At 65.3% G+C, this 19,104-nt stretch carries 18 protein-coding genes and 1 pseudogene; 8 read left to right on the top strand and 11 right to left on the bottom strand.

The features are described 5' to 3' along the window. Positions 1-862: 862 nt before the first annotated feature. Positions 863-2,074, top strand: a pseudogene (locus tag F3087_RS17485) (LCP family protein); the annotation flags it as partial. A 168-nt stretch (positions 2,075-2,242) separates the two neighbouring features. On the opposite strand, the gene F3087_RS17480 reads toward F3087_RS17485, so the two are convergent. From F3087_RS17480 to F3087_RS17465, 4 genes are all read right to left on the bottom strand, one after another. Further along, positions 2,243-2,806, bottom strand: a complete 564-nt coding sequence (locus tag F3087_RS17480) for an SRPBCC family protein (RefSeq protein WP_223885146.1) — start codon at positions 2,804-2,806, stop codon at positions 2,243-2,245. Positions 2,807-2,880: 74 nt separating this feature from the next. After that, positions 2,881-3,354 (bottom strand): GNAT family N-acetyltransferase, encoded by a 474-nt coding sequence (locus tag F3087_RS17475; RefSeq protein ID WP_150403054.1) that lies wholly within the window; start codon positions 3,352-3,354, stop codon positions 2,881-2,883. Between the two features lie 49 nt (positions 3,355-3,403). Beyond that, entirely contained in the window at positions 3,404-4,036 is a 633-nt protein-coding gene (locus tag F3087_RS17470; protein ID WP_150403053.1) for a maleylpyruvate isomerase family mycothiol-dependent enzyme, read from the bottom strand. Between the two features lie 116 nt (positions 4,037-4,152). Beyond that, a complete protein-coding gene (locus tag F3087_RS17465) occupies positions 4,153-5,223 on the bottom strand; it encodes an aldo/keto reductase (protein WP_150403052.1) in 1,071 nt (356 codons plus the stop codon). A 125-nt stretch (positions 5,224-5,348) separates the two neighbouring features. Here F3087_RS17465 and F3087_RS17460 point away from each other — a divergent pair, with 125 nt between their 5' ends. Then, a complete protein-coding gene (locus F3087_RS17460) occupies positions 5,349-6,284 on the top strand; it encodes a helix-turn-helix domain-containing protein (RefSeq protein WP_150403051.1) in 936 nt (311 codons plus the stop codon). Here the strand turns inward: F3087_RS17460 and F3087_RS17455 are convergent. Continuing rightward, the gene (locus F3087_RS17455) at positions 6,268-6,519 is read right to left on the bottom strand and encodes a hypothetical protein (protein ID WP_150403050.1); all 252 of its coding nucleotides are present in this window, start codon (positions 6,517-6,519) and stop codon (positions 6,268-6,270) included. The two genes, F3087_RS17460 and F3087_RS17455, sit on opposite strands and share 17 nt — an antisense overlap. Positions 6,520-6,682: 163 nt before the next feature. Next, on the bottom strand, positions 6,683-6,943 hold the full coding sequence (rpsT, locus tag F3087_RS17450; protein ID WP_107660148.1) for a 30S ribosomal protein S20: 261 nt from the start codon (positions 6,941-6,943) through the stop codon (positions 6,683-6,685). Positions 6,944-7,362: 419 nt separating this feature from the next. Between rpsT and F3087_RS17445 the strand changes: the two genes are divergently transcribed. The 4 genes from F3087_RS17445 (at position 7,363) to F3087_RS17430 (ending at position 11,724) form a co-directional block, all read left to right on the top strand. Next, positions 7,363-9,024, top strand: a complete 1,662-nt coding sequence (locus tag F3087_RS17445; protein ID WP_223885189.1) for a circularly permuted type 2 ATP-grasp protein — start codon at positions 7,363-7,365, stop codon at positions 9,022-9,024. Between the two features lie 7 nt (positions 9,025-9,031). Beyond that, the gene (locus tag F3087_RS17440; RefSeq protein WP_150403298.1) at positions 9,032-10,003 is read left to right on the top strand and encodes an alpha-E domain-containing protein; all 972 of its coding nucleotides are present in this window, start codon (positions 9,032-9,034) and stop codon (positions 10,001-10,003) included. Next, positions 10,000-10,842 carry a transglutaminase family protein gene (locus F3087_RS17435; RefSeq protein WP_150403049.1) on the top strand — a complete coding sequence of 281 codons (843 nt, stop codon included), beginning with the start codon at positions 10,000-10,002 and terminating at the stop codon, positions 10,840-10,842. Before F3087_RS17440 ends, F3087_RS17435 begins: the two co-directional genes overlap by 4 nt. Before the next feature lie 96 nt (positions 10,843-10,938). Beyond that, positions 10,939-11,724: an aquaporin gene (locus tag F3087_RS17430; RefSeq protein WP_150403048.1), complete on the top strand. Its 786-nt coding sequence runs from the start codon at positions 10,939-10,941 to the stop codon at positions 11,722-11,724. A gap of 62 nt (positions 11,725-11,786) precedes the next feature. On the opposite strand, the gene F3087_RS17425 is transcribed toward F3087_RS17430, so the two are convergent. The 3 genes from F3087_RS17425 to F3087_RS17415 all read right to left on the bottom strand — a co-directional run bounded on the left by F3087_RS17425 (position 11,787) and on the right by F3087_RS17415 (position 14,346). Then, entirely contained in the window at positions 11,787-12,338 is a 552-nt protein-coding gene (locus tag F3087_RS17425) for a type II toxin-antitoxin system PemK/MazF family toxin (protein WP_150403047.1), read from the bottom strand. A 218-nt stretch (positions 12,339-12,556) separates the two neighbouring features. Continuing rightward, entirely contained in the window at positions 12,557-13,228 is a 672-nt protein-coding gene (locus F3087_RS17420) for a DUF4276 family protein (protein WP_150403046.1), read from the bottom strand. Continuing rightward, complete coding sequence (locus F3087_RS17415) at positions 13,225-14,346, bottom strand: AAA family ATPase (protein ID WP_150403045.1); 1,122 nt, start codon at positions 14,344-14,346, stop codon at positions 13,225-13,227. The genes F3087_RS17420 and F3087_RS17415 overlap by 4 nt, the downstream gene beginning before the upstream one ends. Positions 14,347-14,538: 192 nt before the next feature. Between F3087_RS17415 and lepA the strand changes: the two genes are divergently transcribed. Both lepA and F3087_RS17405 read left to right on the top strand, forming a co-directional pair. Then, the gene (gene lepA / locus F3087_RS17410) at positions 14,539-16,386 is read left to right on the top strand and encodes a translation elongation factor 4 (protein ID WP_150403044.1); all 1,848 of its coding nucleotides are present in this window, start codon (positions 14,539-14,541) and stop codon (positions 16,384-16,386) included. A gap of 151 nt (positions 16,387-16,537) precedes the next feature. Continuing rightward, positions 16,538-17,077: a Uma2 family endonuclease gene (locus tag F3087_RS17405; protein ID WP_263407213.1), complete on the top strand. Its 540-nt coding sequence runs from the start codon at positions 16,538-16,540 to the stop codon at positions 17,075-17,077. 10 nt (positions 17,078-17,087) lie between these two features. On the opposite strand, the gene F3087_RS17400 is transcribed toward F3087_RS17405, so the two are convergent. Beyond that, a complete protein-coding gene (locus tag F3087_RS17400; protein ID WP_150403042.1) occupies positions 17,088-18,410 on the bottom strand; it encodes a sensor histidine kinase in 1,323 nt (440 codons plus the stop codon). Then, positions 18,407-19,096 (bottom strand): response regulator transcription factor, encoded by a 690-nt coding sequence (locus tag F3087_RS17395; protein ID WP_150403041.1) that lies wholly within the window; start codon positions 19,094-19,096, stop codon positions 18,407-18,409. The genes F3087_RS17400 and F3087_RS17395 overlap by 4 nt, the downstream gene beginning before the upstream one ends. Positions 19,097-19,104: the final 8 nt, after the last annotated feature.

Genomic DNA, 19,104 nt, shown 5'->3' with positions numbered 1-19,104 from the left:
GCTTGGAGAACGTTGGCCCGCGCGAACGTGGACGCGCGCACCGGCGACCTGCTGGCCTGGACCTGAAGCCCGCGCCGATTGGTCAGCAATGCCGCCTCGCCCCCGCAACAGCTTCGGACGAACACTTGTGGTGCGATGTGAGCCGGAACTGACGGTCGGTACTCGTCCTGGCCGGGCTCTTGGCACAGCGCGAGCAGGAATGCGCAGGAACCGAACCCTTTCCGAGAGAGGAGGATCGGGCTTGTGGCTTACAAGTCGATCCGCCGCTTTCAATGAGACGGATTCGCACAGGCCGACGAGTCAGCTGTCCATGCGGACGATCATTCAGGGGCGGTGCAGCAGCTGTAGTCGAAAGTTGCTGTTTCGCAGTGGAATTGGCTGGCGTCAGCGGGTGGTGTGTTCGATTGGCGACAACAATGCTCAACGGGACCTGGTGGTGGCATTGTGCGAATAGCCCGCTGTCCTGTCCCGTTGAGTGTGGCTTGTCCTTGATCTGGTGACCGTTAGGGCGGTTGCTCGCTGTTCGCTCTGTTGTTCTGCTCGCTCGGGTGAGATCGGTTTCTAGGTATGGCTCATTGATTTGTCTTAGGCGGCCAGTAGGGGCCTTCGGATGTGTGGTGGGACACATGTGAGGGAAAACTCAATGGCTGATGATCGAGGAAACCTGCTGGCAAAGACGATTTCGATGTTGGGTCGAGTGCTGAGGTAGATCGCGACGTAGGGCGAGGTTTGTCCGGTCTCGATGGGCGTTCGGAATGGCGGACCGAGGGGTTGATGTTTGGCCGCGAAGGCTCGGCCAGTGCGTTTGTGACGAATTCGGCTAATTGATGGCTAATCAAACCGTGTCAAACTGGATTTGATTATGGACGAGCTGACTGCGCCGGACTTTCCGGTCGAGGATTCCCGGCGGGTCCGTGCTTGGCGCGGTCGGCGGCGGAGCGGTGGTGTGCATCGGCGGCCGGAGCGGCGGGTGGGGCGAACGGTGCTGAAGGTCGTTGCCGGTGGGGTGTCGGTGGCGGTGTTGGCGGGGACTGCGGTCGGGTGGGCGACCGAGGGGCGGTTCGACAAGGGGTTCACCAGGTCGGCGGCGTTGGGTGTGGATGCACCGCGGTCGTTGGCTGGTGATGTGAATATTCTGCTGATCGGGTTGGATACCCGGAAGGATCAGGACGGGAATGACCTGCCGAAGGAGATTCTCGATCAGTTGCATGCGGGGGACGGCGAAGAGGGCGGGTACAACGCCAACACGCTGATCCTGGTGCACATCCCGGCGGATATGAAAAAGATTGTCGCGGTATCGATTCCGCGCGACGACTACGTCAAGGTGTCCGGCATTCCCGGCTACACCGATGTGAAGATCAAGGAAGCGTACGGCCTGAAGAAGGCAGCGGTTCAGGATCAGCTGATCAACCAAGGTACGACCGATAGCAAGGCGCTGGAGCGCGCGGGGCGCGAGGCCGGGCGGGCGTCGATCGTGCAGGCAGTGCGTGATCTGACCGGCGTACCGATCGATCGATTCGGCGAGGTCACCCTGGCCGGTTTCTACGACCTGGCCAAGGCGCTCGGCGGCGTCGAGGTCTGCCTCAACAAACCGGTGAACGACAGCTACTACTCCGGCGCCGATTTCCCGGCGGGCAGGCAGCGGCTCGATCCCGCTCAGTCGCTGGCGTTCGTCCGGCAGCGCCACGGTTTGGAGAACGGCGACCTCGACCGAACCCGCCGTCAGCAGGCCTTCCTCACCTCGGTGGCGCTGGATCTGCGCAAGGCGGGCACGTTCACCGACGTCAGCAAGCTGTCCGCGCTGATGGACGTCGCGCACCGCAATATCGTGCTGTCGGACGGCTGGAACATCACCGACTTCCTGCGCACCCTCGGCTCGTCCGAAAGCCCGGCCGTCGAATTCCGCACGCTTCCGGTGCTCCGCTACGACAACATCAACGGCCAGGACGTCAACATCATCGACCCGGCGGCCATCCGCCGCGAGGTCCGCGCCGCCTTCGGCGACCCGGATCCCGCTGTCGCGCTGTACAACCCGCCCCGCCCCCGAACCCTGTCGCCCGCCGACCCGATCACCGGATCCGCAACGCCGACACCGGATGTCGGAAAACCCGTGGACGCCACCATCACCGGCGACACCATCCCTTGCGTCAACTGATCGCATCCAACTCGCGGAGGTGCACGAAGACCGCTGATTGAGCGAAAGCTGTTGACTGCAAGGATCTTTGGTGGCGATAGCTGAACATCACGTTTCGATGTGGTCAAGCACCTCACGCAGTCGCGACAAGCCGGTCTTCCAACCCCGCTCCAAGGCATTGCGGGCCATCTTCTGTCGACGGTCGCTGATATCGAAGCCGGTTTGGGTCACCAAAAGTCGCGTGCCACGGCCATCCGGCCGGATCGACCAATCGACAACCCATCGGGCAGGTCGGTCGGCACGCAGGTCGACCGAGGTGTAGGTCAACTGCTCACCTGGCCGAGCCGTCAGGACTTCGCATGCGATCTCTCCGAGCGGCGTAGCGCGCCGTCTGGCTGCGGACGGCAGCTGTGGCGGCACCGTGAAGACGAAGTGAGTTCCGACTGAGGCAACGAACCCGGTCGGCCGCAACAACCATCGCTCGAGCAGATCCGGGTCCGTCAGCGCCCGCCACACAGCCTCTGGCGACTGCGGGAAGAAACTACCGACCTCGACCGCAGCCGGATCCAACTCCGAATCGGGCATCATCGCGACACCGCCTCCCTGCTCGCCGTGACTATCGTCGAACTCCGCCTTCAACTCTGCCGCAAGCTCAGCGTTTTCGGCTTCCATTCGCGACGTTACTGGATTCGCCCCGCGGCCCGCTCGAAGCGCGGCCCGGCACTATGCGACCAGGTCGCGACGCCCTACGGCAGTTCCCGGGCGAAGTAGTGGCTTTCGGGTTCGCCGAGGTAGATGCCGAAGCCGGGGATCGGTTGGTAGCCGGCGGAGGTGTAGAGGTTGAGGGCCTCTGGCTGTTTGTCGGCGGTTTCCAGGACTATTCGGCGGCGGCCGGCGGTGGCGGCGTTGTGTTCGATGGCGGCCAGTAGTTGCCGGGCGAGGCCGCGGCCACGGACTTCTGCGGAGACGTACATGCGTTTGAGTTCGGCGTCGCCGTCGCGGAATCCGGGTTCGTCGCTGTTGTGGGAGCGCCAGCCGGCGCAGGCGACGGGGGTTCCGTCGAGGTAGCCGACGAGGAAGGCGCCGAGCGGCGGTTCGAATTCGGCGGGATCGGTGGGGGTGGCGTCGGGGCCGCCGTAGCGGACCACGTACTCCTGCTGCAGCTCGGCGATCAGCTTCTGCGCATCCGGGCTGCTGTAGGCCTGTGCCACAAGATCCATAGCGAAAACGCTAGCGCGGGTGTCGAGCCATTTTCGTCGGCAGCGCACCTCACAGTGTGGTCGTGAGTCGCTCCACTCCCGGTCCGGTCAGTGCGGCGAGGCCGGCGGTACGTCCGGTCGCGACGAGCAGTAGGTCACTCAGTGGCCCGCTGACCTCCGTGGGTCCATTGCCGCCGGTCCACTCCGTATCCGAGGCAGTCAGCCGAATCCCGCGCAACCGTTTGCGCGCACCGTAGAACGGACTGCGCAGCACATGGTCGAGCGCCGCGCACCCTTGCTCGGCAGGAACCGCACGCACCCGGCCGAGCGGCCGCGCGACATCCTGTCCGTGAATCAGCATGTCCACCAACGGATCCAGCGGACTCGCGCCCGGCGAACGACGAGCCGACCCCGCCGATTCCCGCAACTGCTCGATCAGCTCCCGAGAGGTGAACCGAGCGGCGTGGTCACGGGCCTGCACAGTGTTCATCCGGTTCCAATCACCCCGCGCCCGGACGATCCCGACGAACGTTCCCCACAGGGTGTCCGTGCTGGACAACGTGACATGCGCGAGCACCTCGTGCACGGTCCAGTCGGGACACAGCGATCGCACGCCCCACTCGTCCTCGTCCAGCTCGGCGAAGAAGTCGGCGAGGCTGAGCCGTTCCGCCCGCACCCAGCTCAGGATCTGATCTCGGTCCACTGTGTCCTCCGGTTCGATGTCGTCACCGATACTGACGATGCGCGCCGCCGAAATTCACCGCACAGCACGCCGCGGCGGCGCGAGCATCACTCGCGCCGCCGCGTCGACCACGTCACTCAGGAGCGCCCGACGACCTTCAGATCACCGGAGATGACATTGCGAGTCATCGGCCGGGCCAGCATGTCGTGCGGGAAACCGAGTTCGATCGCACTGGTCTGCTCCAGCCGATTCAGTTGTGCGGCATCGAATTCGATGTCGAGGGCACCGAGGTTGTCCTCCAACTGGGCTGTGGTGCGGGCGCCGATGATGGGCGAGGTGACCCCGGGATTGCGCAGCGTCCAGGCGAGCGCGACCTGCGCGGGCGTCTTGCCGAGCTCGCCGGCGACCTCCTTGACCACGTCGGCGATGTCCAGCGCGCGCTCGGTGAGCGAACCCTGGGCGGCGACTACATCTTTGCGGGTGCCCTCGGGCGAACCCACGGCCTCGTGGACCAGATCGGCGCGGGTGTACTTGCCGGTGAGCACGCCGCCGGCCAGCGGCGACCATGGGATCACGCCGAGGCCGAGCTCGCGGGCCATCGGAATGAGGTCACGTTCGACGGTCCGCTCGGCCAGGCTGTATTCGATCTGCAGGGCGATCAGCGGCGACCAGCCGCGCAGGTCGGCGATGGTCTGCATGCGCGAGACCTGCCAGGCCGGCGCATCGGAGATGCCGACGTAGAGCACCTTGCCGGAACGCACGAGATCGTCCATGCCGCGCAGGATTTCGTCGACGGGGGTCATGAAATCCCAGGCGTGCAGGTAGAGCAGATCGATGTAGTCGGTGTTGAGCTTGCGCAGGCTCGCCTCGACCGAGGCGAACATGCTTTTGCGGTTGTTGCCACCGGAATTGGGGTCGCCGGGGCGCCGCAGCATCGTGTATTTCGTTGCCAGCACCAGACTTTCGCGATTGTCCGCAGTGAATTCGCCGAGCAGTTGCTCGGAGGTGCCGTTGGTGTACTGGCTCGCGGTGTCGATGAAGTTTCCACCGCGATCGAGGTAGGTGTCGAAGATCTTGCGCGCCTCGTCTTTATCGGCACCCCAACCCCAGTCGGCGCCGAAGGTCATCGTGCCGAGAGACAGCGGAGACACCCGAAGACCCGAGCGGCCGAGCAGCCGGTAGGTATCGAGGGTGAGGGCTCCGGACATGTCCAGCTCCTTTGTCGTTGGTGCGTCTTTGTTGATGAAACCCAGTCTGGAACGGCGCAAGGAGATGGGTAAGGGAAGCTTCTTCCTGGGAAAGCCAGTCCTATGCAGCCGTAATATCGAAGGCGATGACTGGAACGGTGAACGCGACAGGCGGCGCTGGGGCACGACCCGGCAGCAATGGCGGGCCGGTGAGCGCCGCGAATCCGACCCATGAATTGGCGGCGTTCCTGCGTGACCGGCGCGAACGCCTGATGCCGGGTGATCTCGGGCTGCCCGCGCGCAGGCAGGCGCGGCGCACGCCGGGACTGCGGCGCGAGGAGGTGGCGGAGCTGGCGGGGGTCAGTACCGACTACATCGTCCGGCTGGAGCAAGGACGCGGACTGCGTCCGTCCGCGGACGTGCTGGAGGCCCTGTCGAAGGCGCTGCGGCTGGATACCGACGAGCGCGCCTACCTGTTCGATCTGGCCCAGCAGCGGCAGCCGAACGGCGGCAAGCCGAGCACGGTGGCCGCACCCGCGCTGGCCATGCTGGTGCACGATCTTTCGCCGCTACCGGCGATGCTGGTCAACCATCGCTACGACATCCTGGCCTGGAATCGGGAGATGGCGCGGCTGATCATCGACTTCGACACGCTGCCGCCGCGGCATCGCAACACCATGTGGCTGTGCCTGATGGAGCCGAGCATGCGTGAGTTCTACGTGGAGCGGGAGCGGATCATCCGCGAGGGCATCGCCGATCTGCGGGCGGCCTGGGCGGCCCATCCCGAGGACCAGGTGCTCGGCGATCTGATCGCCGAGTTCACCCACAGCGCGGAGTTCGCGCAGGGCTGGGCCCAGCACGACGTGAAGGTGAACGGACGCGGGGTCAAGCCCCTGCGTCACCCGATTGTCGGGCAGGTGGTGGTCAATTACGAGGTGCTGATGCCGCTACAGGATCCTGACCAGCGCGTCATCATCTATCGCGCGGCCGATGCGGATTCTCAGACGGCGCTGGACCGGCTTGCGGCCGATCCGGCGCCGTTGGTCGATCGGACATCGCCAGGACTCACTCCACAGAGCTGAGTACTAGCTCCTCTTCGTCTTCCTCGGACTCCTCATAGCGGCCCTCCCAGTCGTCGTACACAGGCACTTCGTCGTCCCGCGTGACCACCCATTCCAACGAGTAATTGCCCTCATCGTCGATGGGAACCATCACGTTCTCGATCTTCACCCCGAGGCCGAGGACCTCGGCGGCCCGGATCACATCGGGCAGATCCTCGCCACGGACCACGGTCTGATTGGCGTAAACGGTAACCATGCGCCGAATGGTAGCTGGAACCACCGACAGGCTGTGGGCCGATCCGGAATCCCTAGCGTGAACAGTGCGCTGACCGGGGGATGAGCACGACAAAAGCCGCCGTGGTCGTCGAGGCCACGGCGGCTGCGTCAATGCCTGTGGTACCGGATCGGTACCGGGGAAATCAGATCTTGTTCAGAGCCAGCGCGAGGGCTGACTTCTTGTTGGCCGCCTGGTTGGCGTGGATGACGCCCTTCGAGGCAGCCTTGTCGAGCTTGCGGCTCGCGGTCTGGAGCTGCGCGGCGGCCTTCTCTTTGTCGCCGGCCGCGGCGGCTTCCCGGAAGCTGCGGATCGCGGTGCGCAGCGAGGACTTGACCGACTGGTTACGCTTGCGCGCTTCCTCGTTGGTACGGATCCGCTTCAACTGGGACTTGATGTTGGCCACGCCTGTTTCCTCGTGTTCCTGTCGCTGAGTGGTTTGTGCTGGAAAAGTTCTTACGCGTGCGTCGCACCCTGGATAAACGGGTAACGCAACGCCGAAGGTCGAGGATACCAGCCGCCGCTCGGCGCACGAAATCAGCACCGGACCGCCTCGGCGAAACGCACCGACCGGTCGGTGGATCAACCGGGCATATCGCCAGTAGCGGACTAGTGATGCGAGAAATTTACCTGTGTCACACACAGCATTGCTGCTGCGTGTAGCACGATTTTTGCATGACTCCCGCCTCCCCGCTACGTTCGGCGCGATCCGCCGCGTCCGGACCGGTCGGTACGAACGGGCGGGCGGCCGGCAACGGCAAGGTCGCACCGCCCGGGTTATTCGAGGGTTATCGCCCCGGTCGCTATGCGAACGCGTTCGACGAGATGTTCGACGGCGCGGGCCGGGTGCGGCAGCCGTACAAGGGACTGTTCGCCGCGCTCGCGCCGATCGACGTGTCCGACCTCGCGGCCCGCGCGGCCGCGCTGGACCGCGCGTTCATCGATCAGGGCATCACCTTTTCGCTGTCCGGTCAGGAACGGCCGTTCCCGTTGGATCTGGTGCCGCGGGTGATCGCGGCCGCGGAGTGGGCGAAGCTGGAGCGCGGGATCAAGCAGCGGGTGGTGGCGCTGGAGCTGTTTCTCGCCGATGTGTACGGCGAGCAGAACATCCTGCGCGACGAGGTGATACCGAAACGCCTGGTCACCTCGTGTCAGCACTTCCATCGCGAGGCCGCTGGGCTGGTGCCGCCGAACGGGGTGCGGATTCATGTGGCGGGGATCGATCTCATCCGGGACGAGCGCGGTGACTTCCGGGTGCTCGAGGACAATCTGCGGTCGCCGTCCGGGGTGTCGTATGTGATGGAGAACCGGCGCACGATGGCGCGGGTCTTCCCGGATCTGTTCTCCTCGCACCGGGTGCGGGCGGTCGGGGACTACCCGAGCCACCTGCTCGCCGCGCTGCGTGCGTCGGCCGCGCCGAACGAAGCCGATCCGACAGTGGTCGTGCTGACGCCCGGTGTGTACAACGCGGCATACTTCGAGCATTCGCTGCTGGCCAGGCAGATGGGGGTGGAGCTGGTCGAGGGGCGGGATCTGTTCTGCCGCGACAACGTTGTCTACATGCGGACCACCGCGGGCGAGCGGCAAGTCGACGTGATCTACCGCCGGATCGACGACACATTCCTCGATCCCATGCATTTCCGGCCGGATTCGGTGCTCGGTGTCGCGGGCCTGCTCAATGCGGCGCGGGCGGGGAACGTCGTTATCTCCAGCGCGGTCGGCAACGGAGTCGGGGACGACAAACTCATCTACGCGTATGTGCCGACGATCATCGAGTACTACCTCAACGAGAAACCGGTGCTGCCCAACGTCGATACCTACCGCTGCTGGCTTGATGACGAGCGCGAAGAGGTGCTGGATCGGATCGGCGAGCTGGTGGTGAAGCCGGTGGAGGGGTCCGGTGGGTATGGCATCGTGATCGGGCCGGATGCATCGCCACGGGAATTGGAGGCATCGCGCCGGCGGATCAAGGCGGATCCGCGCGGGTGGGTCGCGCAGCCGGTGGTGCAGCTGTCGACGGTGCCGACGAAGGTCGGAAACGAGTTGGTGCCACGGCATGTCGATCTGCGGCCGTTCGCGGTGAACGATGGCGACGAGGTCTGGGTGTTGCCTGGTGGGCTGAGCCGGGTCGCGCTGCCGGAGGGGTCGCTCGTGGTCAATTCCAGTCAGGGCGGCGGGAGTAAGGACACCTGGGTGCTGTCGGGGCGGGATTCGCTGGCGGATCGGGAGCTGGCCGGGGCGGAGTTGGTCGGTGAACCGCCGCAGTCGGATTCGCGAGAGGTGGGGCGGGATCTGACCGCCTCGCAAGCGAATCAGCAACAGCAGCAACAACAGCAGGAACAGCGGCAGTCGCAGGGTGGGCTACAGCGGCAGTCGCCAGGCGGTCGACTACCGGAATGCGCACCGCAGCAATCAGATCGACTATCAGGGCAGGAACAACGCCAGTCCCTGGACGGGCAAACCCAACAGCAGCGGCGAGGGTGGTGACGCGCTGATGCTGGCCCGCAACGCGGAATCCCTGTACTGGATCGGCCGTTACGTCGAACGCGCAGACGACACCGCGCGCATCCTCGACGTCGCGGTGCATCAGCTGCTCGAGGACGCCACCGTCGACCCGGACCGCACCTCCCGAGTCCTGTTGCGGGTCTTGGGCATCGAGCCACCGGACGGAACCCTGGACGTCTGGTCGGTCACCGACCTCGTCGCCTTCAGCCACGACGGCGGCTCGATCATCGACTCGATCGCCAACGCGCGCGAAAATGCCAGGGGTGCACGAGAAGTCACCTCCAGCGAGATGTGGGAGTGCTTGAACGCCACCTACATCGGACTCGCGGTCGCGGAGAAGGCGGCCCGCAGCCTCGGCCCGCACGAGTTCTTCCACTACGTGCAGGACCGCGCCGCGATGTTCGCCGGCCTGTCCGACTCCACGCTCAGCCGCGACGACGGCTACCGCTTCCTACTACTCGGCCGCTCCATCGAACGCGTGGATATGACTGTCCGGCTGCTGCTTTCGCGCGCCGGCGACCGCACCTCCTCACCCGCCTGGGTGACCGTGCTGCGCTCGGCCGGCGCGCACGACACCTACCTGCGCACCCACCGCGGCGCCCTCGACGCCAACCTGGTCGCCGAATTCATCCTGCTGGACCGCCTTTTCCCGCGTTCGGTCTTCCACTCGGTGCGGGTGGCCGAAAACTGTTTGGCCGAACTGGATCAGCGGCCGAGCAGCCGGGTCGGGGCCAGGCATGAGGCGCAGCGGCTGCTGGGCCGCGCGCGCAGCGAGCTCGAATTCCTGCCGCCCGGTGTGCTGCTGGAGGACTTGCAGAACCGGCTGATGTCGTTGCAGAAGACCTGCCGTGAGGTGAGCGAGGCGATCGCGTTGCAGTACTTCCATGCGGCGCCGTGGGTGGCATGGACCGATCTGCACCGCAACAGCAACGGCAACGTGCAGGTGGAGGGCGAAGCATGAGCTGGCGAATCCGGGTGGTGCACACCACCGGCTATGTCTACGACGCGCCGGTTACGCGGTCGTTCAACGAGGCTCGGCTCACGCCGCGCGCGGACAGCAGGCAGAACGTGATCCTCAATCGGGTCGAGACGGAGCCGTCCACCCGCTCCTACCGCTATACCGATTACTGGGGAACCGCGGTCACGGCGTTCGATCTGCATGCGCCGCATACCGAATTGGAGGTCACCGGGTCGTCCGTGGTGGAGACCGAGCCGTTCGCCGGTCCGGCCGAGGAGTTGGACTGGGACGAATTGCGTGACGGGCGGATCGCCGATCGGTTCGACGAAATGCTCGCGCCCACTTCTTATGTGCCGAGCGATCGGAAGCTGGCCGGTATCGCTAGGCAATTGGCGAAAGGATTGCCGCCGGCGAAAGCCGTTGTCCGCGCTGCGGAATGGGTGCACCGGGAAATGAATTATCTCGCCGGCACCACCTCGGTACATACCTCCGCGGTGCAAGCGTTCGCCGCGCGGCAAGGTGTCTGCCAGGATTACGCGCACCTGACCCTGGTGCTGTTGCGCAGCATGGGCATTCCCAGTCGATACGTCTCCGGTTACCTGCATCCGAACCCGGCCGCCGAAATCGGCGTGACCGTGGCCGGTCAGTCCCATGCCTGGGTCGAGGCCTGGACCGGCATGTGGTGGGGCTACGACCCGACCAACAACATCGCCATCAACGAACAACACATCTCCGTCGGTGTCGGCCGCGATTACGCGGATGTGCCGCCGTTGAAAGGCATTTTCTCCGGCGGCGGCTCGACCGATCTCGAGGTCGTTGTAGAGATCACCCGACTCGCGTAGCGTCCGTCATATAATCCGTTGATCTTGAACGGCACTGTTTCTCAGCGATACCACGGCTGGCAATAGCTACTTGTCTGGAACGCGGAAGGTGGACAGATGTCAACGGCTCAAGAATTCGTCGAAGAGGTCACCGAGTACGGGCCCATTACCGACAGCAAGAAATGGGGCGCGGAGGCGCTCGGCACGTTTGTCTTGGTGATGGGCGGTGTCGGCACCGCGGTGCTCGCCGGTCCACGGGTCGGGGCGCTGGGGGTGGCGCTGGCCTTCGGGCTCACGCTGCTGTTCCTCGTTTATGCGATCGGGCCGATTTCCGGTTGTCACGTGAATCCCGCGGTGACGGTGGGGCATCTGCTGCTCGGCCGGATCAGCGTGGTGACCGCGGTCGGTTACTGGATCGCGCAGCTGATCGGCGGCTTCCTGGCCGGGCTGGTCCTGTTCGCGCTGGCGAAGAACCTGCCGTCCTACGACCGTGCGGCCGATGGGCTCGGGGCGAACGGCTGGGGGCATCACAGTCCGTCGGCGCTGAAGGGGCCGATGGGCGAGGTCGTGCTGGAGAACGGGTACGGGCTGGCCGCGATGATCATCATCGAGGTCATGCTGACCGCGCTGCTGGTGTTCGTGGTGCTCGCCTCGACCGATCAGCTCTCCGACGTCCCGCTGGCCGGCCTATCCATCGGTGTCACGCTGGCGGTCATCCACCTGATCTCGATCCCGGTGGACAACACCTCGGTCAACCCGGCCCGCAGCCTGGCCGTCGCGCCCTATCAGGACGGTGCGATGGGGCAGGTCTGGGCGTTCGTGGTGTTCCCGCTGATCGGTGGCGCGCTGGGTGCGCTGGTGTACGGCCTGCTGTTCGGCCGCTCGCGCAACCTGCTGTCCTGAGCTGTACTGGACGGGCCCGTCGACCACGTGTCGGCGGGCCCGTTGCTATTTGCGTATTCGGCTCAGTGCCAAGCGTATTCGGCGCACAGCCGGTGGGCGACGAGGTCGAAGGTCTTGCGCTCCAGGATGGCTCCCTCGCGGCGGATGCCGGCCTCCGGCACGTCCAGCACCCGGTCCAGCCGGACCCAGCTCGGCCTGCCCTCGGCATCCCAATTGCCGCTGCCGATGCCGACCCAGTTCGGGTCGTGCGCCCGGTCCGCCTTCGACGACAGCATCAAGCCGAGCAGCGTCCGGCGATCGCGGCCGACCACCAGCACCGGGCGATCCTTGCCGTTGCTCGGATCCTCTTCGAACGGCACCCAGGTCCACACGATCTCGCCGGGATCGGCGCGGCCGTCCAACTGCGGCGAGTACACGATCTGGCGGGCGCGTTCGGCCGTCGGCACCGGGGTGGACGCGGTCGGGCGCACCTTCACCGCGGGCGTGCGCCGCGCGGTCAGCGAACCGACCAGCCGCTCCACCAGTTTCGGTCCCTGCTGCCTGACGATCTTGGGACCCTGCTCCTTCGCGATAAGTCCGAGCTGCTTGCCGAGGGAGTTCCAACTTCGGGCCATATTCGCAATATAACGGCGTATCGCCGTCTTCTCACCCGCGCCGCGACCACCCCCGGCGAACTACGAATCTGCCGATCTGGGCGCGTACTGCCGCATCGAGGGGTCAGGTCGGGCAATGGCCTTCGCGAGCAGGGACGAAGCCGACAGTTGCGCGATTTCGCTTTTATAGCGTTAATGCATCGAATGTGTGAGTGCTCACTACACCGGCAGGTCCGCGTTCACGACAAGCGGCTGTCCAGCAGCTCGAGCCACGCGTCGAAGTGGGGACACTGATTCCGGAGTTCCACGACGCCGAGGTCGGCTATCGCCAGCGGACCATCGTTTGTTTTCGAGTAATGCGGGCAATAGTTGGAGATCCGCTTGGACGGCGCGGTGTCCGGACCGTCGTTGACCAGTTCGGGGCCACCTGCCACGCGCACGTCTCTGACCAAACGTTCGGCCAGCCCTGGCAACAGGCAGCCGACCTGCTCTGCGGCGGCGAACACCCAGGTCTCCAGCTCGTGCAGGATCAGATGCGGCACGAACCGGGGATCGGCTGTGGCGGCCGTGAGCGATTGTTCGACATGCGCCACCCGCTCATGTGGTGGCAGACCGGGCGGGATGTCGGCCATTCCGGGTGCGTCTGGCGGGAACGCGTAGAAGTCGAACAGCGTCGTCAGAACCTCGAGGCTCGAATCTCGCAACAGGAGCTTGATCTCCTGCTCGACCTTGGACCAACTGCTGACGCCACCGTGGTGATTAGGGCCACCCGCAGGGCGCCTTGTCGTGACGATGGACTGGCTCACCACCCACCCACGGTCGACGAGGTAGGGCCCGAGCACATTGTTGACGACGATCTCCTCGCTCTGACCTTCCACCAGGAAGTGCAGGCGGTGATAGTTGGCCGTCATGCCTGGTCAAGGTCCTCCCTGGCGGGGCGACCGCCGAGCAGGTTCTTTTCCCACAACTCGCCGAGCGAGTACTCCGCCAGCCAAGCTTCCAGAACTTCTTGGTCAGGGCGAGTGAAGCTGGACCCTCCCGCGGTCCGTTCGACGACGATGAGATCGCCGATTTCGAACTGATTCATCAATGTGACCGACTGTGTGGCGATCAGTACCTGGCTGCGCGACGACGCCTGCCGCAGCAGGCTCGCAAGTTGGACGATGGCAAAAGGGTGCAGGCCGAGCTCGGGCTCGTCCAGCACTACGAGCGCAGGCAATTCCGGTTGGAGTAGCAGCGTCGCCAGACAGACGAACCGCAGTGTGCCGTCCGACATCTGATTTCCGGAGAAGACGGCTTCCGAACCCTGTTGTCGCCATCGAAGCCGGATGCGGTCGTTGGCCTCGGGATGCAGCACGAAGTCGCCGAAGAAGGGCGCCACCAGCTGAATAGCTCCAACGATTCGTCGATAGGCGGCTTGTTCGGTTGGTTGCTCGCTTGTCTGCAGGTGATAGAGATACGCCGCCAGATTTCCGGCATCCGACCGAAGGCTCAGGTTGTCCGCGGTGGAAACCATCCGCTTGACCGGAGCATCGCTGCTGGTGTCGTGGAAGTGATAGACCTTGCAGCCCTGCAGCAACGCACGTACGTATCGAGCGACGCCAGCGGGGCGGTCGTCGGATTCCGTTGACAGACGCGATTCGCGGTGCCCGCGTCCGAGCACCTCGTTGTATGCGCGATCGAACTCAGGAGACTTGAAGTAGACGATCTCGGTTTCGAAGATCAGCTCGTCGTTCGCGGCCGGAACCAGAACGGCCTCATAGGAGTTCGGGTCCCCAGCCAGCTTCAATCGAATCCGCGATGTCCCATCTCCATCGGTGAGCAGTGCTCCAGCGCCACCGTTCAAACCGACGAACAGATTGAGCCTGCCGTCGAGGATCTGCCCGACCATGGCGAGCGCCTGGACAAAGTTGCTCTTTCCTGCGCCGTTGGCACCGACCAAGATGTTCAGCTGCCGAAGCTCGACCGTCGCCGATCTGATCGAGGTGAATCCCTCGATCTGGATTGTTTTCAGCGGTTGGCCTGGCATGGCCTAACTCTACGATGAGCCACCGACGTTCCTGGGATTGCGCACGACGGAGCCTCGTCGGCACTCGCTCACGAATCGATGTCGAAACGGCACCGGTGCCAGCCCGTATCGCACTCGAGCACACCGCTGGCGGGAGCTTCGTACTGCTCATGGGACGATAGACGGCAGTTTGCCGATACCCTGAGGAGTGGAGTGCCCGCCAGCTTCGCCGACACGACGTTCACCGATCCGTCGCGGATCCGGAACTTCTGCATCATCGCGCACATCGATCACGGCAAGTCGACGCTGGCCGATCGGATGCTGCAACTGACCGGTGTGGTCGAGGAGCGGGCGATGCGCGCCCAATACCTGGACCGGATGGATATCGAGCGCGAGCGCGGCATCACCATCAAGGCGCAGAACGTGCGGCTGCCGTGGCAGGTCGACGGCACCGATTACGTGCTGCACCTGATCGATACGCCGGGCCACGTCGACTTCACCTACGAGGTGTCGCGCGCGCTGGAGGCGTGTGAGGGCGCGGTGCTGCTGGTCGACGCGGCCCAGGGTATCGAGGCGCAGACGCTGGCGAACCTGTACCTGGCGCTGGACAAGGATCTGACGATCATCCCGGTGCTCAACAAGATCGACCTGCCCGCCGCGGACCCGGACCGCTATGCCAGCGAGATCGCGCACATCATCGGCTGCGAGCCCGAGGACGTGCTGCGGGTCTCGGGCAAGACCGGCGTCGGCGTGACCGAACTGCTCGACGAGGTCATCAAGACCGTGCCCGCGCCGGTCGGCGACGCGGACGCGCCCGCCCGCGCGATGATCTTCGACTCGGTCTACGACACCTACCGCGGCGTGGTCACCTACGTCCGCGTGGTGGACGGCAAGCTCACCCCGCGCGAGAAGATCAAGATGATGTCCACCGGCGCGCAGCACGAGATGCTGGAGATCGGCATCGTCTCGCCGGAACCCAAAGCGACCCAGGGCCTCGGCGTCGGCGAGGTGGGTTATCTGATCACCGGCGTGAAGGACGTGCGCCAGTCGAAGGTCGGTGACACGGTGACGGCCGCGCGCAACGGCGCCACCGAACCGCTCACCGGCTACCGCGAGCCACGCCCGATGGTGTATTCGGGCCTGTACCCGGTCGACGGCTCCGACTACCCGGACCTGCGCGACGCCCTCGACAAGCTGCAACTCAACGACGCGGCGCTCACCTACGAGCCGGAAACCTCGGTGGCCCTCGGGTTCGGTTTCCGCTGCGGTTTCCTGGGCTTGCTGCACATGGAGATCACCCGCGAACGGCTGCAACGCGAGTTCGATCTGGACCTGATCTCCACCGCGCCCAACGTGATCTACACGGTGCAGATGGAGGACGGCAGCGAACACGTCGTCACCAATCCGTCGTACTGGCCGGAGGGCAAGGTCCGGCACGTCTACGAACCGATGGTGAAGTGCACCGTGATCTCGCCGAGCGAGTTCATCGGCTCGATCATGGAGCTGTGCCAGAGCCGGCGCGGCGAGCTCGGCGGCATGGACTACCTGTCCGAGACCCGCGTCGAGCTGCGCTACACCATGCCGATGGCGGAGATCATCTTCGACTTCTTCGACTCGTTGAAGTCGCGCACCCGCGGTTACGCCAGCCTCGACTACGAGGAGTCCGGTGTGCAGGACGCGGCGCTGGTCAAGGTCGACATCCTGTTGCAGGGCGAGGCCGTGGACGCGTTCAGCGCGATCGTGCACAAGGACGCCGCGCAGGCCTACGGCAACAAGATGACCACCAAGCTGCGCGAACTCATCCCGCGCCAGCAGTTCGAGGTGCCCATCCAGGCCGCCATCGGCTCGAAAATCATTGCCCGCGAGAACATCCGCGCCATCCGCAAGGACGTGCTGGCCAAGTGCTACGGCGGCGACATCAGCCGTAAGCGCAAGCTGCTGGAGAAGCAGAAGGAAGGCAAGAAGCGGATGAAGACCATCGGCCGCGTCGAGGTCCCGCAGGAAGCCTTCGTGGCCGCGCTTTCTTCGGACGCCGCGTCGGACAAGCCGAAGGGCAAGTAGGGCGTCGATCCGGCGCTTGCCGACGAATCGGGAGATAATGCCTAGTAGGTGGTGAGCTATGAGGCAGAATGCGTCGGCGAGCGGTGCTGAACCAGGGAGGATGGCGATGACTGCGGTGCACGAGGACACATTCCTCACGGAGGAGTTCGAGGTGATCGAACGCGCGGCAGCCCGCGAACTCGAAGGGGTCCAGCTCGAACTGATCGACGGACGGATGGGGGTCAAACGAATGCCGGATGGCGACCACAGTGAGATTCTCAGCTGGTTGCTGATGCTGCTCATGCCGCTGAATCCGAAGCTATTCCTGTATGTCACCGGGCAGGGGCTGGCCGTTGGGCAGTATCGAAAGGGGCGAGCACGTCCGGACGGCATTCTGGCCCCGCGAGGTGCGTTCCGCGGGGCAGGTGAATGGGCGTCGGCCGACGAGGTTGTGATGGCCGTCGAGGTGACGTCACGTGATTCCGATACCAACAGGCGCGATCGGGTGGAGAAGCCGGTTGCCTACGCCCAGGCGGGGATTCCGATCTACCTGCTGATCGATCGCGACAATGGTCAGGTCGTCCTTTACACCCAGCCTGACGGCGACGGCTACACGGATGTGCACGGTTACGCCATCGGACGTGCGGTTACGTTGCCCGCGCCGATCGGTATCACCATCGACACGGAAGAACTCAAGGACTTCGCCGACTGAGGTTCGAACCTCATCGAGTTTCGATCAATACTCGCAGACGGGTTCCGCCCGTCGGGCTCTTGGCGAGTTCGGCTGTGCCGGAGTGCAGTTCGGCTTGCTGGCGGACCAGGGCGAGGCCGAGGCCGGAGCCGGGGGAACCGGGGCCCTTCACGAAGCGGTCGAAGGCGTTGGGGCATACGGACTTCGGGATGCCAGTGCCGTCGTCGTCGATGAGGATTTCTATCTTCTTGTCGACCGAATTCACGGTAATGGTGACGGTGCCGGCCTGGCCGTGTTGGACAGCGTTCGCGACTGCGTTGGTGACGATCAGCATCAAGCCGCCAGGTAGGCCGGTTAGTGTGATCGGTGCGCATTCGGTGAGCTCGATACGCACCTGCGGATACCTGCGTTGCGCGTCTTGGGCTGCGCGGTCGAGGGTTTCGCAGAGGTCGAAGGGCTCGAAGACGTCCGGTTCGGTGAGTTCGCCGACCGCAAGGCGTTCGAGATCGGTGAGGGTGTTCTCGATCTGCTGCTCGGCGAAGAGCACCTCGTTGAGGATGGTTCCGCGCTGCTCGGCGGGAATCTCCTTGGTGGCCAGCACTTGCAGGTCGGTGCGCAGCGCGGTGAGCGGGGTGCGCAGCTCGTGCGCGCAGACGGCGGCGAAGTCGCGGGCGCTGGTGAGGGCGTGGTTGGTGGCGCGGTGCGCGGCCTCGAGGCGGGTGAGCATGCGGGTGATCGCGTCGGAGAGTTCCTCGGCTTCCCGTGCGCCGCGGCCGGATAGCGGCGGGAGTTCCTCGAGGGTGTCGATGCCGTGGGTGGCGGTGGCCAGCCGGCGCAGCGGGCGGGCGGCGTAACCGGCCAGAGCCCAGCCGAGCAGCGCGGCGGTCAGTGCACCGGCGACACCGATGCCGAGGCCGATGAGCTGGCTGCGATGGATGGCGGAGGCGACGACGTCGCGATTGGGATCCAGCGAGACGAGCACGCCGGGGAGGCCATCGACGCGGGTGATGGCCACGTCGGGCGGCAGGTCGCCGTTTCGGGCGACGATCGCGTCGTCCGGGATCTCGGTCGCCGCGGTCGGTGCCTCGGTCGCGTATCCGGGGACATCGGCGGGCATCGGCGGCGACGGTGGTGTGAGAGCTGCCGCGGGTGGTCCCGGAACCCGTTCCGCCGGAACACCTTTCAATGGTGGAGCGACCCGCACCGCCATCGACGAGACCGTCTCGTCCAACTGCCGCTCACCGGTCGCGTTCAGCAACGCGGCGAACGTGATGGTCAGCGTGAGCGCGACGAGCGCCGCGACCACGCCGGAGACCAATGCCACCCGGGTCCGCAGCGACGGTGACCTTTTCACGGCTGCTCCCGTAAGACGAACCCGACTCCGCGCACCGTGTGCACCACCCGCGGTGCGCCGGGCGCTTCCAGCTTGCGCCGCAGATAGGAGACGAACACGTCGACCACATTGGTATCGGTGGCGAAGTCGTAACCCCATACCGTGGACAGGATCTGCTCGCGACCGAGCACGATGCCCGGATTGTCGGCGAGCATGGCAAGCACCTCGAATTCTCGTTTGGTCAGGTCGACCGGGGTGCCCGCGGCGAGCACCCGGTGCCCGGCCAGGTCGATCTGCACCTGGCCGACCCGCACCTGCGCGTCCGGCCGTTCGGTGGTGACCCGGCGGCGCAGCAGCGCGCGCAGCCGGGCGACCAGTTCGCCCAGGTCGAAGGGCTTGGTGAGGTAGTCGTCGGCGCCGCGTTCGAGGCAGGCGATGCGGTCGGTCACGGCGCTGCGCGCGCTGAGCACGCAGATCGGGATGTCGTTGCCCATCGCGCGCAACGCCGTGACCACGCCTTCACCGTCCAGCGTCGGCATGTTCACGTCCAGCACCATGGCGTCGGGCGCGGAACTACGCACCATCGCCAGCGCCTCGGCGCCGTCGCCGGCGGTGACTACCTCGAAATCGGAGAGTTCCAACCCGCGTCGCAGCGACGCGAGCACACGAACCTCGTCGTCCACGACCAAGATCCGGTGTCCGGTCATGGATCAAC

It is taken from the genome of Nocardia colli (assembly GCF_008704205.1).
Lineage (GTDB): Bacteria > Actinomycetota > Actinomycetes > Mycobacteriales > Mycobacteriaceae > Nocardia > Nocardia colli.
This window is presented reverse-complemented; position numbering and strand designations above follow the sequence as displayed.